At 37.3% G+C, this 17,218-nt stretch carries 10 protein-coding genes; 7 read left to right on the forward strand and 3 right to left on the reverse strand.

Annotated features, from left to right (window positions below):
* Nucleotides 1-4: 4 nt before the first annotated feature.
* On the reverse strand, nucleotides 5-772 hold the full coding sequence (locus tag ACK2M2_RS00150; protein ID WP_409512309.1) for a hypothetical protein: 768 nt from the start codon (nucleotides 770-772) through the stop codon (nucleotides 5-7).
* Nucleotides 773-1,216: 444 nt separating this feature from the next.
* Nucleotides 1,217-4,708, reverse strand: coding sequence for a PAS-domain containing protein (locus tag ACK2M2_RS00155; RefSeq protein WP_419345750.1), 3,492 nt, complete (start codon nucleotides 4,706-4,708; stop codon nucleotides 1,217-1,219).
* A 187-nt stretch (nucleotides 4,709-4,895) separates the two neighbouring features.
* Between ACK2M2_RS00155 and ACK2M2_RS00160 the strand changes: the two genes are divergently transcribed.
* The 4 genes from ACK2M2_RS00160 (at nucleotide 4,896) to ACK2M2_RS00175 (ending at nucleotide 9,915) form a co-directional block, all read left to right on the forward strand.
* On the forward strand, nucleotides 4,896-5,228 hold the full coding sequence (locus ACK2M2_RS00160) for a DUF485 domain-containing protein (protein WP_409512311.1): 333 nt from the start codon (nucleotides 4,896-4,898) through the stop codon (nucleotides 5,226-5,228).
* 1 nt (nucleotide 5,229) lies between these two features.
* Nucleotides 5,230-6,945 (forward strand): cation acetate symporter, encoded by a 1,716-nt coding sequence (locus ACK2M2_RS00165; protein ID WP_419345751.1) that lies wholly within the window; start codon nucleotides 5,230-5,232, stop codon nucleotides 6,943-6,945.
* Between the two features lie 154 nt (nucleotides 6,946-7,099).
* The gene (locus ACK2M2_RS00170) at nucleotides 7,100-7,786 is read left to right on the forward strand and encodes an ion channel (RefSeq protein WP_409512313.1); all 687 of its coding nucleotides are present in this window, start codon (nucleotides 7,100-7,102) and stop codon (nucleotides 7,784-7,786) included.
* Between the two features lie 161 nt (nucleotides 7,787-7,947).
* Nucleotides 7,948-9,915, forward strand: coding sequence for a BCCT family transporter (locus ACK2M2_RS00175; RefSeq protein WP_419345752.1), 1,968 nt, complete (start codon nucleotides 7,948-7,950; stop codon nucleotides 9,913-9,915).
* Between the two features lie 81 nt (nucleotides 9,916-9,996).
* Here ACK2M2_RS00175 and omp33-36 read toward each other — a convergent pair whose 3' ends face one another.
* A complete protein-coding gene (gene omp33-36, locus ACK2M2_RS00180; protein ID WP_409512315.1) occupies nucleotides 9,997-10,893 on the reverse strand; it encodes a porin Omp33-36 in 897 nt (298 codons plus the stop codon).
* 1,019 nt (nucleotides 10,894-11,912) lie between these two features.
* Between omp33-36 and blaOXA the strand changes: the two genes are divergently transcribed.
* The 3 genes from blaOXA (at nucleotide 11,913) to ACK2M2_RS00195 (ending at nucleotide 17,043) form a co-directional block, all read left to right on the forward strand.
* A complete protein-coding gene (gene blaOXA / locus ACK2M2_RS00185; protein ID WP_419345882.1) occupies nucleotides 11,913-12,695 on the forward strand; it encodes a class D beta-lactamase in 783 nt (260 codons plus the stop codon).
* Nucleotides 12,696-12,911: 216 nt separating this feature from the next.
* Nucleotides 12,912-14,627 carry a GGDEF domain-containing protein gene (locus ACK2M2_RS00190; RefSeq protein ID WP_419345753.1) on the forward strand — a complete coding sequence of 572 codons (1,716 nt, stop codon included), beginning with the start codon at nucleotides 12,912-12,914 and terminating at the stop codon, nucleotides 14,625-14,627.
* A 160-nt stretch (nucleotides 14,628-14,787) separates the two neighbouring features.
* The gene (locus ACK2M2_RS00195; protein ID WP_409512317.1) at nucleotides 14,788-17,043 is read left to right on the forward strand and encodes a TonB-dependent siderophore receptor; all 2,256 of its coding nucleotides are present in this window, start codon (nucleotides 14,788-14,790) and stop codon (nucleotides 17,041-17,043) included.
* Nucleotides 17,044-17,218 lie beyond the last annotated feature (175 nt).

The raw sequence follows: 17,218 nt of genomic DNA on the forward strand, positions 1-17,218 counted from the left end.
TAGATTAAGCAATGCAGTCTTGCTTGCCAATGAGGTCAGGGCAACCTAGCGGATTTAAGGCACACTTTAGATCTTCAATTTGTTCTTGGGTGACTTGACCTTGAGATTTAAGATATTCTGCCACGCTATCATCACGTAGGCTTAGGAATGCCGCGTCATAAACGCCTAAATCGACAAATAATGCGGCTGTTTGTAGGCTGTTGAAACGGTCGAGGAAAATATCGTTGCCATACATTAAGAAAATATGATCAAGTTCAGCATGCATATCTACTGCCAAACGTTCTGCAAGAGTGTTTGGAGGTGTTTTAATAAAAAGTAAATCAGAAAGCTCATCGAATTGAGTCATATCAAGCACAGCTTCACCTGTTTTAACTTTACCTAGCCATGCTTTAAAGACCAGTACTGCACCGCCACGAAGTAACATACTCCAAATTTGATGGCGAGTTTCTTCATTTAAACAGTCACACTCATTTTGTAGGCTTTGAATCAGTAATTGTTCTTGTTGGGCTAGCTTGTCGAATAAGCCAAGACCTTGTGGTTGGTAGGCAATCGGGCTAAAAACATCAAAGTTAAGTTCTTCAAATACTTTGAGGGCAAGTGGTACAGAACTGCGATATAACACATCTAATGCTTGTCGTTGTGCATCATTGAGCTTACTAAATTTAAACAGTTCATTCCAATTAATCTCAGGAAGAATTGCATTTGCACCATACTGACGATGGAATTGTTGTGTTTGATTCTGACCGTGTAAAACTGATTCTGTAATATTCATGCGTCTACTCCTAATGCAAATTTATGGAATCAATTTGATCGCAACGTCCTTGCGCGAAAAGAAAGATTCAATGATGTTAATTGATTTATGAATTATACGAATTTCAAGAGATATGCGACTAAAGTCTAAATTTGGCTAAAATAATAAAAAATTAACATATAAATCAAATAATTATAAAAATTGTAACTAAGTATACAACTGTATATTTATAATTTGAGCAAAAATGCCATATCAAAATAAACAATGAAATTTTTCGCCAATTACAGAGTGAACTTTAGGGGTATTTTTGAAAACTTTTGCATAATTAAAAAAATGAATTGCTATTTTTCTGAGTGATCGAACAGAAAAAGCCTCCGAAAGAAATTTTATGGAGGCTTTAAATGTATCAAAATATATTTTTAACACAGAATGAAATGTCCAAATATTTGGACATTTTTTCAGATGTTATTTAGAAATTTTCAAGCCTGATAACCATGAACGTAAAGATGCGGGCTTGAGTGGTTTTCTTAATAAAACGATGTTCAGCTCTTTTAAAAGCTGTGGTAATTCAGGATCAGAATCTGCGGTAATGAGTGCCACAGGCACATTTTCTTGACGGTTTCCAGTAATAAAATCGAGTCCGATTTTTTGGTTATTTAGATGCTGATCGACTAACCAAACTTGAATATTTTCCTGCTGAATAATTTCTAAAGCTTGTTCAGGTTCGGTGGCTTTAAACACCTGATAGCCCCACTTAGTCAGTAAAGTGCTCATACCCTCTAAAATGGTTTCATCATTGTCCAAGCATAAAATTTTATAGGCTTTGGTTTTCAGTGGTACGGCTTGTACAGGTGCAGCAATAATTTTAGGTGCAGCAACCACAGGCACTTCAATCATGAAGCATGAACCTCGCCCAATTTCTGAATAAACATGCACAGGATGATCAAGCAGTCCTGTCATACGTTGCACAATGGCAAGTCCAAGCCCTAAACCTTGTTCACCCCATGGTGAGGTATGCCCACAGCGTTCAAACTCTTGAAATAGTTTAATCCGTTGTTCTTCTGCAATGCCTGGACCTGTATCCCAAACACCGATACGGATATAGCCGAAACGATCTGATGCTCTTAATACGCCAACGATGACACGACCACGAGCGGTATAACGTAGTGCATTGCTGACAAAATTTTGAATAATACGACGAATCCATTGTGGGTCGGTATCTATCCAAAATTGAGCATCATGCACGTGAAAGCGAATTTGACGTTGTGCTGCAATCGATTTGAATTGTAATTCAAGGTCGTTGAGCAAGTCATGTAACGGATAAGGCTGACGTTTCGGTTGAATCGTGCCACCTTCAAGACGAGCAATATCAAGCAGGGCAGAGAGCATGCTTTCTGCACCATGTAAGGCACGATCTAATTGTTGTAATGTCTTACGGTCATCATCAGACTGAATACTTTGCTCAAGTGCGGTACTAAATAAGCGTGCTGCATGCATCGGCTGTAATAAATCATGGCTTGCTGCGGCAATGAAGCGACTTTTTGACATATTGGCACGGTCAGCTTGTTCACGTGCAAGTTGTTGTTCAGTTAAGGCATTTGCCAATTGTTGGGTACGGTCGTGTACACGACCTTCGAGCAAAGCTTCATTTTCACGGAATGCGGTAATATCGGCAAATGTTGTTACAAAGCCACCACCTTCAATCGGATTACCTCGCATTTGAATCACGAGCCCATCTTTACGAATACGTTCAAATTCATGTGCACTGCCGACTTTCATCCAATGAATCCGCTTACGGACATGTTCCTCAATTGAACCCGGTCCACATTCACCACGTTCTGCGTTATAGCGAATCAGGTCTGAAATTGGACAGCCGACATAGACCAAATCTTTTGGATAATCAAAAAGTTTTAAGTATTGATTGTTCCAAGCAACTAAGCACATATTTTCATCGACTACACTTACCCCTTGGGTCATGTGATCAATCATGGTCATGATGAGGTTTTGATTAAAACGTTGCCATTGTGAAGCCTGATCGAGAATATTGGCAACTTGACCAAGTGCTAAGCCATTATTCACCATTGCTGTCGTCAGTAAGGTACGGGCTGAAGCAGCACCAATGGTTCCTGCTAAATATTGTTCTGTGAAGCGCCACCACATGCCATTTGCACTACTATTTTCATTTAGTACCACATTGTTCATGGCGCAAAATTGTTGAAAGGCATGAATGGTTGGTCCTTCACCAGTAATACGTTTGGCAAGTGCAATTAAATCACCCACTTTTAAACGTGCAACATCATGATGTAAATAGCTAATTTCTGTTGATGCACTCTGAGCAGGAAGCGGTTTGGTTTCATAGTAAAAGAAACTTTCCGCCTGAATTTGTTCTGCAATACTTGGGCGATATATACGAGATACCCAAATATATAATGTAATGTTGAGTCCAAGTGCCCAAATAACGCCGTGTGTGAGCGGAGCAAAAGATTCAAAACCAAGTAAGGCTTCAGGTCGTAGCCAATTGATTCCGAATGGACCCATCGCTAGAAACTGTTGACCAATGACGCTATATTCGGAAGGAAAACTACGTAAAATAGTCGGTAGTAAAAGGGTATAACTCCATAAGATAAACCCAGTCACTAATCCTGCATAAACTCCTTGACGACTCCCACCACGCCAATAGAGCCCGCCAATGAGCGCGGGAGAAAACTGTGCGACAGCACTAAATGCTAATAAACCAAAAGTTGAAAGTTGATCAATATCATTAAAGAAATGGAAAAATAAGAAGCCAAGGAACATCACCGCAAGAATACAGACTCTACGGGTAAATTTAAGTACCTGAGGCAGTCTTTTATCATGTCGAGAAATAATATTAAAACGCCACAATGCAGGCATGATCAAGTCATTACTCAGCATGATAGATAATGCCACAGATGAAACCAACAGCATGCCCGTAGATGCTGAAAAGCCCCCTAAAAATGCCAATAAGGTTAGCCAGTCTTGGTTGTAACTCAGTGGTAAAGACAAAACTGCAACATCGGGAATAGACAGATATTCAGGTGCTGCATGCAATGCCCAACTTGCAATAGGAATAATGGCAACAATAGTTAAAATCAGATAAGCGGCAAACCAACGACGCGCACCACGGATATGTTTTTCATCACGTAATTCAACCACAGCGACATGAAATTGACGCGGTAAACAAATAATCGCTAAAGAGGCAAGTAGTGTTTGAATCCAAAAAGTTTCAGGCACACCAAAGAGCTGAACTTGATGAAATGTTTGTGTGACATCTTTTGAAATTTGAATAATATTTTCAGGTGCTTCAAAAATAAAAAATAGAGCAACACAGAGTAGGGCAAACAGTTTAACGAATGATTCAAATGCCACAGCAAGCATCAAACCGCCATGTTGTTCTGTGTTGGCAATTTGTCGTGTACCAAACATCATGGCAAGTATTGCAAGAACCGCTGTAAGTCCCAGTACGCCATTGGTTGTGGTCGAAACAACTTGAGTGTTGTGATCGAGCATGACCGATGCGCTGAGTGCAATAGCACGTAGCTGTAAAGCCAAATACGGAATAATGGCAACTACAGCCAAAATGGTGACTAAAGATGCTAACGTCCCACTTTTACCGTAACGTGCTGCGACAAAATCAGCAATCGATGAGATGGCATGATGCTGTCTGACACGACCCAATCTACGCCAAATGTCATAGCCCAAACCGACAAAAATGAGAGGTCCAAGATAAATGGGTAGAAAAATAATCCCCTCACGAACAGCTGCTCCTGTTGCACCATAAAAGGTCCAAGATGAGCAATACACCCCCAGTGTTAGACTAAAGAGAAGCATTCGTCCACGTGTGCTTAATCGGCTTGCATGCTTCTCACCAAAGAATGCACAGACAAATAAAATGAGGATGTAAAGGGCTAGAACCCCAATAATCAACCAACTGTTCATAAGGTTTTACAGTATAAAGGATGGTCATAATGATACCGCATTGGACAGCATTGACATTGATTTTGAGAAAAATTTAACGACCAAAGTCTAAGTTACGTCCCCCCTATAACATTGTTAATTTTAGCGCAGTAAAAAAGATGAATAAAAAAGCAATCAGTGGACTGATGGCTTATCAAGGAGCAGCGTTATGGATGAGAAACAAGTAGAAGCGATTCTTCAAAATCCAAAGTTTAAGGAAATGGTTGCTAAAAAAAGAAATCTAAGCTGGACACTTACGGCAATTATGCTAGTTGTTTATGTTGGATTTATGCTTTTAGTCGGCTACAACAAAGAATTTTTAATGACCTCTGTCAGTGGTGGTGTAACGACTATTGGTATGCCATTAGGTCTGAGTATTATTGTTTTGTCTTTTGTACTGTGCGGCGTGTATTCATATATCGCTAATAACACACTTGATCAACTCAATGAAGATGCGATGAAGGAAGTGGAAGCGATCGCACATGAAAAAGGACAGCATTAAGATGAAATGGAATTCAATTAAAACGTGTGCGGCACTTGCATCAACTGCATTGTTGTCTACCGTTGCTCAGGCAGGTCCTGATTTAGGTGAAGCACAACAGCAAGCCACCAACTGGCATGCGATTGTCATGTTTGCTATTTTTGTTGGTTTTACACTATTCATTACCAAGTGGGCTGCAAAACAAACGACAAGTACTGCGGATTTCTATACCGCTGGTGGTGGTATTTCAGGTTTTCAAAATGGCTTGGCGATTGCAGGTGACTATATGTCAGCAGCATCGTTCTTGGGTATTTCTGCACTTGTATTTAGTTCAGGTTTTGACGGTCTATTGTATTCTTTAGGCTTCATGGTGGGTTGGCCAATCGTATTGTTCTTAATTGCTGAACGTTTACGTAACTTAGGTAAATTTAACTTATCTGATGTAGTGTCATTCCGTTTGGAAGAAAAACCAGTTCGTACTTTGGCTGCAATTAGCTCGCTGGTTGTTGTTGCATTTTACTTAATTGCGCAGATGGTTGGTGCAGGTCAGTTGATCAAACTATTATTTGGTTTGAACTATAATATTGCTGTTGTTATCGTTGGTCTTCTAATGATGGCTTATGTAATGTTTGGTGGTATGTTAGCAACGACTTGGGTACAAATCATTAAAGCAGTAATGTTGCTGTCTGGTGCAACGTTCATGGCATTTATGGTGATGCATTCTGTTGGATATAGCTTTTCTGAAATGTTCCGTCAATCTATTGATGTATTTGCGAAAGTACATAATATGACGGTTGCAGAAGCATCTAACATTATGGGACCTGGTAAACTTGCGGCTAATCCACTAGATGCATTGTCTTTAGGTTTGGCATTAATGTTTGGTACAGCAGGTCTTCCACACATTTTAATGCGTTTCTTTACAGTTAAAGATGCAAAAGAAGCACGTAAATCTGTGGTTGTAGCAACAGGTTTCATTGGTTACTTCTACCTTTTAACTTTCATTATTGGTTTCGGTGCGATTCTTTTTGTATCAAACAACCCACAATTTATTGATGTAGCGAAAATGGCTGTGACTGGCAAGCTTGAGCTTGTTGGTGGTAATAACATGGCTGCGGTTCACTTGTCTGATGCGGTTGGCGGTGACTTGTTCATGGGCTTTATTTCAGCTGTAGCATTTGCAACAATCCTTGCGGTTGTAGCAGGTCTGACGCTGTCTGGTGCATCTGCAATTTCTCATGACTTATATGCAAACGTATTTAAGAAAGGTCAAACAACGCCTGAATCTGAACTACGTATGTCTAAAATTGCAACTTTAGGTCTTGCGATTTTTGCCATGATTCTTGGTATTATCTTCGAGAAGCAAAACGTTGCATTCATGGTCGGTTTAGCATTCTCTGTAGCAGCATGTGCAAACTTCCCAGTACTTGTACTTTCAATGTTCTGGAAAGGTTTAACGACTCGTGGTGCTGTTGCTGGTGGTGTTGTAGGGCTAGGACTAGCAGTAACACTGATTGTTCTATCTAAAGCGGTTTGGGTTGATACATTGGGGATCTCTGATACACCAGTAAACCCATTCAATGGTCCTGCAATCTTTGCAATGCCATTGGCGTTCTTCTGCTGCTGGTTGTTCTCTGTAACCGATAACTCGCCACGTGCACAAGCTGAACGTAAAGCATTTGATGCACAGTTTGTACGCTCACAAACAGGTATTGGTATCTCAGGTGCATCAGATCACTAATCTGACTCACTGAAAAAACACCTCATTTGAGGTGTTTTTTTTATGTCTAAAATTGAAAGGTTTTAAACTGCTTAACCATACATTTTTCTCTTTTCGTTGAGATTTTAAATATGTTAAGTTGAAATCATTCAAATAAAACAAAATCTGATCAAAGATGAAAATAATCAATCACTTTTGGCAAGACTTAAAATTACTTCCTTCTGCTTGGCTGTTATTAGTACAGTTGTTAATTCTCATTCTGTCTATTTTTACTATAGAAAGCCGAACTTACCAGATTTTAAGTTGGGCAATGGGCGTACTTGCTTTGTTGATTATTGCCAAAGTGATTCGAAATACGCCGACTTTTACAATGATGGGGCTGATTTTTGTTGGAGGAGCATTCATTTTTTCATCGCTGATGTTATTTGGAATAAACAATAATTATTTACAAGTAATTGCACATGCTTTTGAAGCATCGGCTTATTTTTGTGCAGCGTATGGTTTAATTCGTTATATGTTTGAAGACAAGTATTTAACCAAAGATGAATTGTTTGCGGCAGGAGCCGTTTTTACTCTTATCGCTTGGGGCTTTGCATTTCTCTATAGTATTTGTCAGTTATTGATTCCAGGAAGTTTTCAAAATCCAAATTTCGCAGGGGATTATCAGCGTTGGTTAGACTTACTTTTTTTGAGTTTTAGTCTTCAATCGGCAACTGGACTATCCGATTTAATGCCAATATTACCTGCCGCTCGTGTCATTGCCATGATTCAGATGCTTTGTGGAGTGATGTATTTGGCATTAATTGTATCGAGATTAATATCACTACATTATGTAGTACATAAAAGAGATTCGAGTGAATAATGGTAAATGGTTACATTTGCTAAACTGCTAAAAGCAACAATTTAAATTACAATTCTTACCGAACTCGAACGATTTTCTACAGAGTTCGTCTTTTTTCACATCTGTGAATGCCTTTTTGACTTTAAAAGTCTGTCCTTTAAATATAAAAACCTGGGGGAAATATGCCTTCCAAAAAAACAACTTGGTTTGATAACGTCAATCCAAATGTTTTCTTAAGTACCGTTGGAATTATTTTTATTTTTCTGATGGTTGTCATCTTTGCACCAAATGCATTTGAACTCATTACACAGCAAATGAAACAATGGATCACAGATTCATTTAGTTGGTTCTATGTATTATCTGTTGCGATTTTTTTAATAGTACTCATTTTTATTGCCATGTCTGAAATGGGCAAAATTAAATTGGGTCCAGATCATAGTCAACCTGAATACAGCAATGGTTCATGGTTTGCGATGTTATTTACCGCAGGCATGGGTATTGGACTGATGTTCTTTGGTATCGCTGAACCTGTGATGCACTATGTCAATCCACCGACAGGCGATCCACAAACAATTCAATCTGCACAACAAGCCATGAGAATTACTTTTTTCCATTGGGGTTTTCATGCATGGGCAATCTATGCCATCGTCGGACTGACACTAGCGTATTTTGCATTTCGTTATAACCTACCCCTTAAAGTACGCTCGGGCTTATACCCACTGATAGGACAAAAAATTTATGGTCCTATTGGTGATGCTGTCGATACTTTTGCAACTATTGGTACAGTCTTTGGTGTTGCGACAACTTTAGGTTTTGGTGTAACCCAAATTAGCTCAGGTTTAAGTTATTTGTTGGGTTGGGAAAGCACGATTAGCATGCAAATCATACTGATTATTTTTGTCAGTAGTTTGGCTTCATTATCAGTATTTTTAGGCTTAGATAAAGGGATTAAACGTTTATCTGAGTTGAATTTGCTCTTAGCCTTGCTATTGCTTGGTTTTGTTTTTTTCGCAAGTTCAAGTGTCTATATTTTACAAGGCACGATTCAAAATGCTGGACAGTATTTTTCCAATTTATTTAGCATGACCTTTAATTTATATGCTTATCAACCAGGTGATTGGATTGGTGGCTGGACAATCATGTATTGGGCATGGTGGATTTCATGGTCGCCATTTGTAGGGATGTTCATTGCAAGGGTATCCAAAGGACGTACGATTCGTGAATTTATTGTTGGTGTATTGCTTATTCCTACAGGTTTTACCCTGATTTGGATGGGCTTTATGGGTAATGCGGCTTTATTTAGCATTTTGGAGCAAGGGCACGTTGGACTGATTTCAGCAGTACAACAGGATTCTTCAGTGGCGCTATTTGAGTTTCTCACCTATCTTCCATTTGCGAGTATTTCTAGTTTAGTCGCTACGGTTTTGGTTATTTTATTTTTTGTGACTTCGGCAGATTCAGGTGCATTAGTGACAGATTATTTAACTGCAAAAACTGAAAACTCTCCAATTTGGCAACGTCTATTTTGGACAGCATTAATGGCAATTTTATCCATTATTTTGTTGGTTGTTGGTGGTTTAGGTGCTTTACAATCGGCGACCATGTTGAGTGCTTTACCATTTACTATCATCATGTTGTTGCTGTGTTGGGGATTGCTGAAATCATTGCGTCTAGATGTCACTAAAACTCAGGCTTTACAAGTGGCAAGAATTACGCCACGTGCTGTGCAAAATCCTCGGAGTTGGCAACAACGATTAGGACTGATTATGCATCATCCTCATCATCATGTAGAAGTTCAAAGTTATATTAATCAAGAGGTGATTAAAGCATTTGAAAGTGTACGTTACGAATTTAAACGTCGACATTTAAATGTTGTAGTGAAAGAGGTTGAAGATGGTCTTCAACTGAGTGTAGATCATCATGATGAATTTAACTTTATTTATAAAGTGATTGCACGCCCAACAGTTGCACCAAGTTTTATGATGAATGAACAACATCTAGAAACGGATAATTTTTACCAAGCTGAAGTGTTTTTACGAGAAGGCGGTCAAAATTATAATGTAATGGATTGGACGCAAGATGATTTATTGCAAGATATTATTGATCAGTATGAGCGTCATTTACATTTCTTAAATGTAGTTCGGAATTAATATTTTTATTAAGTAGCACAAAGCATAAAAAAGGACTCTAAATTAGAGTCCTTTTTTATTTCAGTATCTAAAGTTTAAAACTTAGAAACGGAATTTAGCATTTACGCCAACAGATTGAGTGTCACCAGCATAAGCAACAGTTTGACCTTTAGCTGCTTCGTAGTTTGCATTTACGTAGCTTGCACCAACTGCGATAGCAGGAGTGATGAAGTAATTTACGTTTGCACCCCAAGCTGAGTCAGGTGTACCTTCGTAGCTTGATTCTGCATAAGAAGCGCCAACGCTTAACTTAGGCGTTAAGAATAGGTCAGTTTTGAATTGGTATGCAGTGTCATCACCATAAATGATTGCAGATTCAAAGCCGATAGACATATTTGTATTATCAATACCGCCAACGTATTTAGCACGAGCAGTAACGGCATCTTGATCATCACCAATCGTTACAGCTTCAGCAGCAGCTTTCGCTACGCCGTTACCCATAACATTGAATGCATCAACAGCAGCTTGGTTTGCAGCACTTGTGTAACCTACAGCAACCAAAAAGTTCTGAGTAGGAAGTACACCAAGTTCTAATGCATAACGGTCGCCACTATCATCTTTAGCATTGTCATTCTTGCTATCTAAGATTGTGTGGCTATAAGACGCGCTTGCATAAGCAGGAACGAATTTAGTTGGAACATAAGCTTCAGCTTTAGCACCATAGTTGTGCGCAGTAATATCAATACCTTGAGTACCGATTTCACCATAGTTGTAAGCCAAAGATACATTTGATGCTTGGTTTACAAAAGCAGCTTCAGCAAGTGGACCTTTAGTTGCGTCAACATTTTTGAAGTAGTAAGTCCCTTGAAGACCACCAGTGAAATCTTTGTCATTTACAGTTGTATCTGTGTACTCAGATTGACCTTGTACTTCAAATTGATACGCTTGAGCGCCGGTCATGGCTAATAATAGAGCAGTGGCTAAACCGAGTTTTTTCATGATCATTTCCAAAGGTTGAAATGGGTTAAACGTGAGCCATTGTATTGTTACAAAATATTATATCAATGATGTTTAACAATATTTAACATTTGGTAATTGGCTTTAATTATGGTATTGCATAAAAAGTGTTCAAATAAAATTTGATTTGTCAACGAACATAAAACTTAAATAAGAACAAGAAGCTAAAGCTTAAAAAATAGATTGAAAGATGAAGGGTTGATTTTATTTTAACCATAATTTTTATTGTAAAAATAAATTTAATTTTGATTATTAATCGTTAATTATGATCATTAAATGAAGATAAACATCATTAATTTTTAAAATTTACGATCTTAAAATACATAAAAAACAGATTATGTTTATTCGCAATCAATTTTGCAATTGAACTGTGACAATATCAATGTTAATCGAATATTATGATAAGTAATTTAATTCTGATCAAATTAATCAACTTTACATAATCATGCTTTTTTCACATAATATTTATAGCAAATATAGATTTATTTTCTATAAATGTTCTCCATATTTGTTTTTATATGCCCAGCTTTCCCCAAGGTTGGGCTTTTTTTTGTCTAAAATTTGAGATTAGTTAAAAAATAAAGTTTTGATAAGTAAAGTAAGTAAAGAATGTATAAAATAAGTGCATCAATATGGTGCGTAAATAAGTGAGCTATTAGGTATGATTTATTTCAAAATGTAATATTTAGCATAAAAAAAATCCGAATTCGTTAAAATTCGGATTTTCTCGCCAAAATCTGAGGGAGAAATAAACATCCTGCTGAGGAAATATCTATTACTGCCCTAATGCGGTGCATTATGCACTATGATGTGGCATGTGTAAATATTATTTTTCCTGAGTTGAATAAAAAAAATAATTTTTTAATAAAATTTATAGTGTTAGCGGAAAACAATAGATTAAAATTCAGACTGAAAGAGAAAGTGAGAATTTTGCAATGTATCGTCATTTTATATTAATTATGGTTTCGGCTCTGCTTGGCGCATGTAGTTCAAATGTATCGATGAATCATCATATAGATATTAAGGCAAATATGATGGATTCCACTCAAACATCTCGTGTACAAGAAATTCCACTATTATTCAATGAAGCGCAAACTCAAGCGGTTTTTGTCACTTATGATGGTATTCAGCTGAAAAGCTATGGTAATGATTTAATACGTGCACAAAGGGCTTATGTACCAGCGTCAACGTTTAAAATGCTAAATGCGTTGATTGGTTTGCAACATAAAAAGACTGATCCAAATGAAGTGTTTAAATGGCGGGGCGAAAAGCGATCTTTCAAAGCTTGGGAAAAAGATATGACTTTAACTGAAGCAATGCAGGCTTCAGCAGTCCCTGTTTATCAAGAGTTGGCACGTCGTATTGGTTTGGATTTAATGCGTAGCGAAGTAAAACGTGTTGGTTTTGGTAATGCTGACATCGGTCATCAAGTCGATAATTTTTGGCTTGTTGGACCTTTGAAAGTGACACCTGAGCAAGAAGCTAAATTTGCTTATCAATTAGCAACCCAATCTTTGCCTTTTGATACTGCTGTTCAACAACAAGTGAAAGAGATGCTGTATATAGAAAGACGAGGTGATGCCAAATTATATGCCAAAAGTGGTTGGGCTTCGGATGTGAGTCCACAAGTCGGTTGGTATACAGGTTGGGTGGAGCAACCGAATGGCAAAATCACAGCTTTTACTTTAAACATGGAAATGAAAGAAGGGGATGATGCAACAGAGCGTAAGCAACTGACTTTAGATGTTTTAGATAAGTTAGGCATATTTTTTTACTTACGATAATTGTCACTTTTTTAAGCGGGAATGATAAAAGTAGACATCTCGCTTTTTTTAAATAGAATGTGTAGCAATAGATGTGGCTAAAATTCAAACATTCGTTTGTTTAGGCTTTATGTAGTGCTGTCCTCAAGAGATGATGACTATATAGAGTAAATCAGCATCATTCATTGATATTGAAAATTCGTAAATGTCAAAAAAGCTTTGAGTAGGATAGATATTATGACGAACGAATTACATTCAGAGCAAATAAAAGCCCGATTGTTAATTCTGATGCTTGTCGTTATTTTATCTATTATTTTTATTGCATTACCTCAAATTTTAGAAAGTAAACGCTATTACCAACAATCACAACAAACCTTAGTTGATATTCAAAATTTAAGAGTATTTGCTGAATTATCTAATAAAATTTCACGTGAACGTGCGCCTGCAAATAAAGCAATGTCGAGTGATATTAGTAACTTAGCGATTAACTTGAACGCATTGCAAAAATATCGTATTGAAGTCGATCAGCAAATGGATTTGACTGTTACGATGCTTGAAAAATCAGGATTTTATCAGTTAGCGCAACAAGTCGATGTTGAGTTACGGTCAGATTTACAAAGTGCACGCCATCAAGTAGATCGTTATATACATGCTGATCAAAGAACAACAACACAAATGAATGCAGCAATTTTTTCAATGTTTGGTGCATGGGATAGTTGTCGAAATATTTTTCAGCAATTAATTGCAGCGGCTAAGAAAAATAATACGTCTGTAAATGACTTTGCATCGATTGTTTTATTATTAGCAGATTTGCGTGATCAAGCAGGGCGAGTTGCATCAACTATAATGGCTCCCTTAAGCGCGCAACAGAAAATTCCTGAAGAAAATCACCTGAGTTCACTATTGGCACAAGAGCAAGCAAAATATTTGTGGCGTCTAATGGATTCAATGCAACCTGAGCAATTAAAAACACCCCAATATCTTGAATTGCATAAAAATGTTGAAGCAAATTTTTTGGGGCAGGGATTGTCAGCTGTAAATCGTTTAATTTCAGAAAGTCAGCACAATCAAACTTATTTTTTAACGCCAAATCAATTGACAGAATATATGGTAAGTCGTTTTTCAAGCGTGGTTGATTTACAAACTTATCTTTTAGAAGCACATGCACTTAATGCTCGACATAATATTCATATTGCTCAGCGTAAATTCTTTTTAACTTTATTTATTTCAATACTCTCTTTGGGTGTTGCGATTTTTATCATGATTTATACGCGAAAAAATTTATTTGAACCCTTAATTCAGGCACGAAATAGTATTGTTGCATTATCTTCTCAGGCCGATTTAGGTCAAGAGTTAAATAATTTAGCTCGGCATGATGGCAAAGAAAGTTTATCTGAGGCGATTGAAAGTTTAAAAAATATGTTGATTCAAAGAGATGCATTTGAAGAACAACTCAAAAATATGGCAAATACGGATCGCTTAACGGGTGTTTCTAATAGAACAGCTTTGGATGCTTATTTGAAAGACATGGAAATGCAACCACAACGCTTTCAAACTTTAAATTTAATTGTCGTTGATATTGATAATTTCAAAGCAGTGAACGATTGTTACGGACATTTTTTTGGTGATGAAGTGATCGTTGCAATCTCTTCTTGTTTAAAAAATAATGTTGCACATTCTGACCTTATTATTCGTTTTGGTGGTGATGAGTTTTTGATTTTATTAGAAAAAACTCATACGGATTGGATTATACAAATTGCAGAAAGTATTTTGGCAGATGTTTCCGCATTAGAGTTTGATTTACCAAGTAAAGTTGAATCAAATGAAAAACTAAAAGTATCTGTGAGTATAGGTATTGCGAGTGGTGCTGAGAGTTGGCAAGCTCTGTTTATGAAAGCAGATCAATCATTATTTAAAGCCAAGGCAGGTGGGCGGAATCGACTCATTGTCTAATTATATTTAATATTTATAAAAATAGATATATATCAATGGTTTGTACGGGTATGCTTTATTGGCTGCCTTTGAATTATAGAAATAGTATGTAGAAATTGTTTGTTTTTCTTTATTAAATAGTAATAATAATGATTCTTATTTATATTTAGATTTAAGTATTATGGAAATTAAGCTTAAACAAACTGCTTTAAATATTGCTATAAAATCAGTTTTGATCAGCTGTGTTTTATCACAAAGTGTTTTTGCGCAAGAGCAAGACAATGAAGCCGAAAATTATTCCTTACCTACAATTACAATTGTTGCTAATTCAGATAAGGATGTAACAGAAGGCAGTAAAAGTTATAAAGCTGAGTCATCTAGGACATCGTCTAAATTAAAACTCTCCTTAAAAGATACGCCTCAATCGGTGAGTGTGATTACGCGAGAGCAAATTGAACAGCGAAATCTCAATATTATTGATGATGTCCTTGCCGCTACTCCTGGCGTAACTGTGACGAAAAATGATAGTGAACGATCTAACTACTCGGCTAGAGGCTATGGAATTACAAATCGTCAAATTGATGGAATGCCTATTGGAGAAAATAGCCCACGAGTAGACAGTTTTTTCTTCGATAGAATTGAAGTGATTAAAGGAGCAGCAGGTTTAACTGGAGCAACAGGAAACCCATCAGCGACTATTAATATGATTAGAAAGCGACCAACAAAAGAGTTGTCGGGTTCTGCAGCTACATCGTTTAGTCGATGGGATACGATTCGAACAGAAGCGGATGTTTCTATTCCATTAACAAAAGATGGAAGTGTTCGGAGTCGTGTAATGGCAGCACATCGAGATGGCGAGTCTTACATGGATTATTATTCATTGGAGTCAACAGCTGCAATGGCGATGGTCGAAGCTGACTTTTCATCAAATTTAACAGGAAGTATTGGCTTCCAATATCAAGATAATCAGCCAAGAGGATCGACTTGGGGAACAGTCCCATATTGGTATCAGGATGGTTCTTTAGCAAACTTACCTCGTAATTTTAGTTTGGCGAATCGCTGGAATACAATTAGCCAAAGTGACAAAACTGCTTTTGCAGATTTAACCTATAAATTTGATAATAATTGGATCATAAAAGCTGCAGGCTCATATTCATTATCTAAGAGTTTTTGGTTGATGTCCTACGGCGGTTCTGGTTTTCCGAATCAAGATGGTACAGGTGTAGGAGTTTGGTCTACAACCTATCCTACTTCAGAATCAAAGAAAACAAGTTTAGAGCTGTATGCAAGTGGTCCGTTCAAACTGTTTAACCGTGAGCATGAGTTAGTAATTGGAGGTAATGGTTTCGACCGTTCAACAGATAGCCCTTCGGGTACTATAAACGGTATTGCAAGTGATCAGCTTACATGTACTAAAACAGTTAATGGTGTGAAAGTTCCATCAAATAATCTTGGAGATACATGTGTAATTAATGATTGGCGTACTTGGGATGGCAATGCAACAACAAAGCCGAGTTATACGGTAATACCGAGTACTAAAGATGCAGAACAGCGAAATTACGGCGTTTATACAACGTTAAAGTTAAATATGACGGAAGCATTAAAACTTATTTTAGGTGGTCGTTATAGTGACTATTCTGCAACGAATGGTACTAAAAGTGATGTTGAGACCGATGCTTTTACGCCGTATTTTGGGGCGACATATGATATTAATGATATTGTAACAGCATATGCAAGCTACACAGATATGTTTAATCCGAGCAGTAGTAAAGATCGTAATAATAGTTTCTTAGATCCAGAAACAGGTGAAAGCTACGAGGCGGGTTTAAAAGCGAGTTTGTTAGATGATCAACTGTTGGCAACAGCTGCTATGTTTTGGACAAAGAAAACCAATGTAGCTGTTCGAGATGAACAGGCAATTGCTGAAGGGATTAAAACCGATGATGGTGGTGATCCAATGAAGGCTTCAGGTGAAGGTCTTAAAATAGAAGGCTTTGAAATTGAAGCGATTGGTCGTATTACGCCAGACTGGAATATCACAGCAGGCTATACGTATGTTAATAGTGTTAGTTCGGAACAGGTTAAGGCTTCAACAACAATTCCTCAGAACCTAGTTAAAGTGTATACAAATTTTAAATTGCCTGAGACGTTGTGGACAGGTGCCAATAAAGTGAATGTCGGCTTTGGTGTGAATTGGCAAAGTGATGTTGAAAGTAAATCTAGCAGTGCACCTAAGAATTCCGATGGTTATGTTCGACAAGATGCGTACTTCTTAGCAAGTGCAAATGTTGGATATACATTTAGTGATTACTTCAGTGCAAACTTACAAGTAAATAATTTGTTTGATGAAAAGTATTATCAGCAAGTGGGTTTCTATAATGGTGTGTATTGGGGTGAGCCACGTAATGTCACCTTGTCTTTAAGAACTCGTTTCTAAGGCATAAATTAGATAAGTTATTTTTGAATACCAAACCTGAGTTTCAATAAAATTTTTAATTGAACTCGGGTTTTGTTGTGTTGGGAGGCTGTATTTCTCAGAAGATGTTGATAAGTTATTAGAATTCTAGACTGATTTTTTTAAACAGTAGCGAAATTAGTTTAGCTAGAGAATA

The sequence above is a fragment of the Acinetobacter sp. TY1 genome, from assembly GCF_048551395.1.
Lineage (GTDB): Bacteria > Pseudomonadota > Gammaproteobacteria > Pseudomonadales > Moraxellaceae > Acinetobacter.